Annotated in this window: 7 protein-coding genes and 3 pseudogenes; 4 read left to right on the forward strand and 6 right to left on the reverse strand. The window is 45.9% G+C overall.

The window, feature by feature from the left end; translation table 11 throughout:
- Positions 1–383: 383 nt before the first annotated feature.
- Both IPL83_08640 and tnpA read right to left on the reverse strand, forming a co-directional pair.
- Positions 384–804, reverse strand: a pseudogene (locus tag IPL83_08640) (hypothetical protein).
- Between the two features lie 363 nt (positions 805–1167).
- Positions 1168–1603, reverse strand: a pseudogene (gene tnpA / locus IPL83_08645) (IS200/IS605 family transposase).
- A 156-nt stretch (positions 1604–1759) separates the two neighbouring features.
- On the opposite strand from tnpA, the gene IPL83_08650 reads away from it, so the two are divergent.
- From IPL83_08650 to IPL83_08665, 4 genes are all read left to right on the forward strand, one after another.
- Positions 1760–2194, forward strand: coding sequence for a hypothetical protein (locus IPL83_08650; GenBank protein MBK9039213.1), 435 nt, complete (start codon positions 1760–1762; stop codon positions 2192–2194).
- Between the two features lie 458 nt (positions 2195–2652).
- A complete protein-coding gene (locus tag IPL83_08655; GenBank protein ID MBK9039214.1) occupies positions 2653–2865 on the forward strand; it encodes a hypothetical protein in 213 nt (70 codons plus the stop codon).
- 342 nt (positions 2866–3207) lie between these two features.
- Complete coding sequence (locus tag IPL83_08660) at positions 3208–3888, forward strand: WYL domain-containing protein (protein MBK9039215.1); 681 nt, start codon at positions 3208–3210, stop codon at positions 3886–3888.
- Positions 3889–3920: 32 nt separating this feature from the next.
- Complete coding sequence (locus IPL83_08665; protein ID MBK9039216.1) at positions 3921–4358, forward strand: hypothetical protein; 438 nt, start codon at positions 3921–3923, stop codon at positions 4356–4358.
- A gap of 363 nt (positions 4359–4721) precedes the next feature.
- Here the strand turns inward: IPL83_08665 and IPL83_08670 are convergent, their stop codons facing one another.
- The 4 genes and pseudogenes from IPL83_08670 to IPL83_08685 form a co-directional block, all read right to left on the reverse strand.
- Positions 4722–4910 (reverse strand): hypothetical protein, encoded by a 189-nt coding sequence (locus IPL83_08670; GenBank protein MBK9039217.1) that lies wholly within the window; start codon positions 4908–4910, stop codon positions 4722–4724.
- Positions 4911–5412: 502 nt separating this feature from the next.
- Positions 5413–5823, reverse strand: a complete 411-nt coding sequence (locus tag IPL83_08675) for a PD-(D/E)XK nuclease family protein (GenBank protein ID MBK9039218.1) — start codon at positions 5821–5823, stop codon at positions 5413–5415.
- Between the two features lie 314 nt (positions 5824–6137).
- Positions 6138–6476, reverse strand: a complete 339-nt coding sequence (locus IPL83_08680) for a hypothetical protein (GenBank protein MBK9039219.1) — start codon at positions 6474–6476, stop codon at positions 6138–6140.
- Positions 6477–6830: 354 nt separating this feature from the next.
- Positions 6831–7288, reverse strand: a pseudogene (locus IPL83_08685) (DIP1984 family protein).
- Positions 7289–7308 lie beyond the last annotated feature (20 nt).

Genomic DNA, 7308 nt, shown 5'->3' on the forward strand with positions numbered 1-7308 from the left:
GCCATTATCCGCTGCAATAGCGATCATCTGTTTCAGCAAGCCGACGGCAGAATCCTCAGCGTGCGCGACCGCGAACGCTAAACCCAGCATGACGGTCAGCAGGAGACCGAACAATGATTGAAGCCGGAAGGAAAATACAGCCAGCGAAAGCAGACGGGGATGCATCGCAGAAATCTCCAAAATAGGGTATTTTTTATAAACGGTGGTGTTCCAGACTTAGATGAATGTCATTAACTCGCCGAGCGATAGACCGTTAGCGGACAACATTACGGGTAACGAATCAAAATATCCAGCTAAATCGTATCGGATTTAAAAACCGTATCAATATTTAACAAAAGCTGCCCACAGCGGGTTTTCCGTTGTGGGTCGGATTGATGGAAGAGTCAGATTATTCTTTCACGAAGATATGTTACGACCGAGGGCCAATCGGGATAGCGGGCTGACCCAAAATTAATAGTTCATTCGAAATTTATCAACCCATTTTTTTCGGTCATCTTTCAAGTCACCTAAGTTCAGGTTGTTGTGATGTGAAAGTATGAGGCGTTTGTAGGCCGCTTGACCCATATGCCGTTTTACCCAAAAGCAACTTATCTGACCAAGCCGAAGGGTTCTCCACGGCGACGTAGACAGAATGTAGGTATCGAACTTCTTGGCAAGCTCAAAGAAGGATTCAATGGCGCAAGGCATCGGAGCCATGAGGGCAAAGATGCCAGGAACCCCATCAAGCCGATTCTCGTACTCACGCGCCACTGTGGCCGATAATTGTTGTATCCCTGACGGGAAGTCAACGAGCACGTTGTCCATATCAACGTAGAGAATTTTTCATTGGATGAAGCTCAGGTTCTGTAGGCTGTTTGCTACAACCCATTAATTTTCACCAAGTGCTAAAAACTAATTCATTAATTTCATTTAGCATCGCTTTGAAATACCCACAGTGCCCGGAAGATAAAATTTCGAGAGAAACTGGGCCCGGTCCTCCCAGCGCTCGTGCGTCGAGATCACCCAGAGCCGCATAACTCTAATCGTGCAGCTCTGAGAACTCGAATTTCAACTATACGTCATGACGCAACCCGTCGCAACCGCCTCCCTAAACTCAATCACTACCGGCTGGAAGCCGGTAGGTTGAAATCTAGGCTGGAAGCCGCGAATCACTCTAAAGAGTGTGCCTCACTCCAACGTGATGTTGGTTTCATTATCCGATTTATGCGCATCGGCATGGTCATTGATATAGGCATTGATCATCTCATCAGTGACGTTCCCACTCGTGGTACTGAAAAATCCCCTGCCCCAAAAATGTCTACCCCAATACCGTTTGCCAATCTCTGGAAATTCCTGCTGAATCTTCCGCGAACTACGCCCTTTGGCCACTTTCACAAAGTCACTGACCGAGACATGGGGTGGAATCTCCGCAAAATAGGGACGTGATCCGACGACAGAACCCCATTGACAATGCGAACGCCCATGTCTTCCGCCACCTGCGCGATAATTGTGCGCACCCGCAGCCGCAAGTCGCTTGCAAGACCCGGTATCGATATTTCGTAATCCATATTAGGTGATAATGGTGGTGAAAAACGGTGTGGTTGTTTTTGTTGTACTCGGTCATGATGGTCTACTATTCGAACAGGCTGGCATTTTAACGTCCACAAGGACTGAAGTCTTTCTCGCCTGAAGGCGAGGGTTTTTACCAAAAAGGTGACTATAAAAATGAGCGCGAAGTTATCTGCGTCTGCCCGAACCGTTCTCTTCCCAGGAGCCTGCCATGCCGCGTAAAACGAATCTCGACCCGAAACTCAAGGAAATGCTGGCGAATATTCACCTGAGTGACGGTGATAACGAACTGATCGACGAGCCGGTCGACGAAGGCGCCGCGCACCGTCTGCGCACCCTGTATGAACGTCTGACCAACCACCGGGAAAAGGCCTTGCGCCCGGGTCAGTTGGCGATGTGGAAACCGGGACTGAAAAACCGGCGCTTCCCCGCTTACGGTCAGCCGGTGATCGTGGTGGAGCGGCTCGATCTGCCGATTCTCGACCACGAGGAGGAGGCGGGATTCACCTATTATCGAGAGCCGCTGGATGTGCTGCTGGGGGTTCTGCACCAGGACGGCGATTTTCTCATTTTCCATTTCGATAGCCGCCGCTTTCAGCCGTATGAAGGCCCAGTGGGAGCGAAGCTGCAATTTGACGACATATAAGCAATATCGAATAGTCTGAGCGCCAACTGGGCGTGACCTGCTCCGCGGTCAAGACCCGACAGCAGGCAAAAACACGCGACCTACATGATTCTTCCGTCCGCAAAGGGAGTACGGAAGTGGACTGTGTCCGCAACCCCTTTATGCTGACTTTCGGACATCGAAATTTGGCTGGTCCGAAACCGTAGGTTTCTGGACCCTTCAAGGGGGGATCACGACAAGTCCTCATCATGCGTTAAGTCGTTGACGGATTAGGAATTGAGGTATCCGTTGTTAGGGATACTGAGTGAGCCAGAGCGTCCACTGCGTTCTAGACAAATGAGCGACTGCTTATATGTCGTCAAATTGCAGCTTCGCTCCCACTGGGCCATGAAGACAGCGGGGCGGTAAGTCGGTAACATCATGCCGGGCGTCTGCGATAGACGCCCAATTTTGGTCATCCCGCTTTAACGGAGAACTTCATGAAAAAAGATGAAAAAGGCGAAAAAGGTATTGACAGGATTTATCGCCGTTTGAATATGTTGATGATGCTTAGCCGCAAGAATCAGGAACTCACAACCCTGGAAATCGCTAAAAATTGCGGAAGGAGGGTGACAATATTACTGATAGATCGTGCAACGTGCTCTGATACAACTGGAGCAAGCTGGGCTTCTGGAAATGGTCAGCGCGGATAAAGAAGAAAAAGAGGATCACGATTATGACTACGACGTTGAAGATATGGCCTCACCCAGGATTAAGAAATGGCGCTGGCCGATGGGTTTGGATTCCAGGATCAAGATTTTCCCAAAAGTTTTCCGTGGGCGAGATCATTGCTTTCCGATTGATGGAGTTAATGCTAAAACCATTGCTGCCCAAAGAATCTTATGATGCATTAGAGCCTTATCTGAAGGCTGCTCGTAGTCAATGTAAAATCATGCCCCAATGGGATACGACGAACTTGGGGAAAAGAAAGTTCAGGTTGTTCCACCGACGCAGCCCTTGTTGCCACCGGAAACGCCCCCACACTTTCCGCAGAGATGACCCGCGAGCAATGGCAACAAAATCAGGAGGCGATTCGCGATGCTCTCTTGAAAGGATTATTCAGAACTCAGCAGTGCGAAATTGAGTACCAGCAGCTTTGGCGTGATGAACCGGTGCATTGGAAAATTCATCCTCCCGTTTATTTACAACGCGGTCCCGCGTTTTATCTGCTCTGCATGATCAACGATTTTACCGACGTGCGCCAACTGGCGTTGCATCGGATGCTCTCGGCAAAAGTGTTAGACGATGAGGCCAGAAAACCGGCAGAGTTCAATATCGATCGGGAAGTGGAGCGGGCTCAGGGGATGGGCGGCAGCGGCGAGCCGATTTGTTTAGCCCTCCGGTTCTATAGATCTGCCGGGGTGCATCTGACGGAAACGCGATTGTCTGCCGATCAAATTGTGGTTGATGAAGACGACTACCATTTCCGGCTGACCGCAACGGTCAACGATACTGCACAATTGCGCTGGTGGCTATTGTCATTTGGTTCCAAGGTGGAAGTGTTGGAACCCGAAGGTTTACGGGAGGAAATGAAACAGAATGCGTTCTGGATGAATCGGAAGTATTCCAAACCCTATGCGCCAGCCGCATCGCCGAATTCAACGCCGCTGTCTCCTGAAGCATCAGCAACTACACCGGAACCCCCTACCGATACAACATCGGCAACAGAAGACTAATCGGAAGTTTCATTGACTGGAAGAATGCGAAAATGCCTATGCTGATTAACCACATTGATAAAATCGCCCGCGATAAACAGCGGGATGTGTTGTTTCTGATCTTCTATGAAGATCAAAATCAAACAGTGGATTCTGAAGAAGATATTGCCCGCCTCATGAAACGGTATGATTATGAATCGAATGAAACCCGAAAAATGGTGCTGACCTGGTTTGAGAATAACGGGATTGCCACCTATCCTTGTGCGCCATTTGCCAGTGGCAGTTTGATGGGGGGTTACGATGGGCGACTTTATATCGATGTCCCGTTTGACAAAGCCCATCCTGATTACCAGAAAGTCGAAAATTTTCTGGAAAATGAGGATGGCACTGGCAAAATTCCGGGGGTAAGGTTTTGTTATTTGCCTTTGGAAGAAGGGATGAAAAACGCGCATCATGATGAACCGGGCTATTGGGAAAACTTGAACTACTAGCCATCGCGGTGCATGTTCAGCGGGCCGAAGTCGTCGAGCAGCGTTTTGAGATCGGCGTAGGCGGATTCGTGGGCAGCAGAATAACGGCCCCCCGATTTTCCTGATCGCGATTTCATCGGGATAGGTGTATTTCTTGATCTTCACTTTCGTATCGCTGGAACAGACGCTGCACGGTTTTTCCAGCCGTTGATTCTCCAACACCCTGACCCGATTTGCCGCACTTTGATTATGTTCGCGACTGGTGCCGACCATAGCGAAATCTCGCCGTCGAAATATTCGCGCTCGGTTTCGGCTTACCTTTCCTAGTTTTTTAAGAGAATTTAATCTATCCTAAGAAATAAAAAGAGTTCAAGCTTTGGCTGTTTAGAAATCGGGAAGCTCTTCAATTGCTTCGCGGTAATCGCAAAAAAGCTTCCATGTTTTATCGGCAATTTTTCTTGCAAATGGATGTTCTTCGTTTCTATTATCTTCAAAACAAGTAATGATATCTTCTTTGCTAAAAAGCATATATCCTCTTTTACTTTCTTCTTCACGAGGATCTTTAATACACATCCAATCTTCACTCCAGTTTCTATTATCAAGACCATCTTATCATACGCTCTATCAAATCTTTCAGTGGTTTGTAATTCTCTTCAGTTGGTTTAACATCATAACGCCAAGCAATCTCACCAGACCTAATATCATTAGAGAAAATATGCCGAGCAATCAGGTAGTAGTTTTGATGGCCACGACATGAAATTTTAATTCCATAGATATCACATTTGCTGCGTACCAATTATTTATAGCCGATTCTTCTAAATATTTTTAAGAAAACTTAACACGTTAACACAGAATTTTTCCCCGATTTTTTGTCTTGCTAAAGCCATTTGTTGCTCTATTTCAAGTGCTAATTTTAAATTTTCTGGCTTAGTAAGAAGAGCAATCAAATCGTTATCGGGGCGTAGTCATGGCTATTTCTCCAAGGGTGATTAAACGGCAAGCAGTAATATATTGTTCAATCACTGCACGAACGGAATAGGGAATGATCGTATCGGTTAAAGGTGAAAAATTTCCGCTAGATTTTCATAAGATATTCGATAAGGAATAATAGGAGATTCTTTGTTATCGGATTTAGGTTCTCGCACCATCTGGCGTGAGAAACACCAGCTTTTCGTGACGTACCCGTTTCTGTTTTCCATCCATTTTGATAACGAGCCATCTGTCTACACTGTTCTTTAGCATCGATCTTATTCTCGATGACGACCAGAAGACTAGGCGCAGTGATAACAATATCCATCCGCCCAAGTTCTTCTGCTAGACCCTCAGGACGTACTTTGACCTGCGCTAACTGAGATTCATCGTTAATCTTAGATGCTCCGATTTGTTCTAAAAATGCATTGAGGAATTTTGCGCCTTGCTTATGCTGTTCCAAAGGAGAAAGTAAGTAGGCAAGAAAACGCGATTGAATGACTTCTTTTCGTACCACGCCGAGGGCATTAAAAACATTAAAGCGTGCGCGTTAATAACTCATTTCGCTCGGATTCTCTCTAAATGAGGTTTTGCTTCAACAAGCAAACGCTCGATACTTGTTCTCATATTTTCCCGGTGACTGTTCAGCAGTTAGAAGTCTCTTTCAAAAGACGTTCAAACTCAGCAGGTGAATTTTTAGAAGTAGCGTTCATCTTGGATTTTCCTATAAAAATGGACTATTTAAAGCTTAACAGGCGCCTCAAGATTAACAGTTCTGGAATCCATATCAGTGCCTCTAATACAATGACCAAGACTTTATGCCTTTGCCTATCAAATACTTAATTCCCTAATCACATCTGTTTCTGGCAAGCCTAAAGCTCCATTTTCTGGGACTGTATGAATGCTGTGAAATTTAACAGGAATTCCACAGTTAAAACCAATGAAACGTCTATTACTTGACATGAGCTTTCCTGCTAATTCACACAAAACCGGTTCATGGGATACAACAACAATGATTGCTCCTTTAAGGTAAGACAGGCAATCCTCTGGTAATGTTGTTACATCGATACTCAGCCAAGATATCTCGTGCAACTCAGATTGAACGATCTGCTCTTTAATTAGAGTAGCAGTCTCTCTGCATCGGGCAAACAGGGCGAAAAATAGAATCACAATACTCCGATCTTTAAAAACCTTAGCCGCTTTTCTAACTTGCTTAATGCTTCTTTCGTGAGCGAGCCGTTATCCTGATAGTGTCCATGCCGCATTAGCCATATTTCTTGAGTCATTCATCACCTCATCTTGTATGAATTGATCGCTTTGCAGTTTGCCCCTGACCCACCCTCATCATCTCAACAGACCTGCACAGGGTAGTACTCATTACTCAATACCCGTTACGCTTGTGACATTGCCGGGCATTATTTGTCAACCTTGGTATGCCCCTACCCTTTATCAAGGTTTTCAACTTATCCCAGTTGACGGGTTGTGCTCGCCTCTGTCGATCCGACTACCTGCCTGCTGCAAAGCTTATTCGATCAAATCAGTAGCCCAGTTGAATTGCTGAATTTTGGAATCCAATTCACGATACGCCTTCGATAAGACGTCAATTTTTTTATGAATATCCAGAACATTAATAGTGACTACGAACTTCACTTCGGATTGACTGTATCGGCCCTGTTCAATCCTCGCTTTTTCAGCCAAATCCTCATACATTTTTCGCCTTAACGCAAGAACATCTCGTTCCGCCAATGTATCCGAAAGAGTTTTACCTTCAGTAAACAGAAGTGTCGAATTCGTCTTATTGATCTTTTGATCAAATCAGCAAATTCTGTAGCTATCTGTTCCAACGATCTCATCAAATCCTGAGGACTTTCAACCAAATCATCGCCTTCCTGGATTTTAGCAATAGCGAACAGTCTATCTTTCAATAGCCGAAACTGTTTTAAACAGTCGGCTCTTAGAATCAATGCTTCAGCCAGTTTCATAGTAAACATCTCCAATCAGA

It is taken from the genome of Bdellovibrionales bacterium, from assembly GCA_016716765.1.
Lineage (GTDB): Bacteria > Bdellovibrionota > Bdellovibrionia > Bdellovibrionales > UBA1609 > JADJVA01.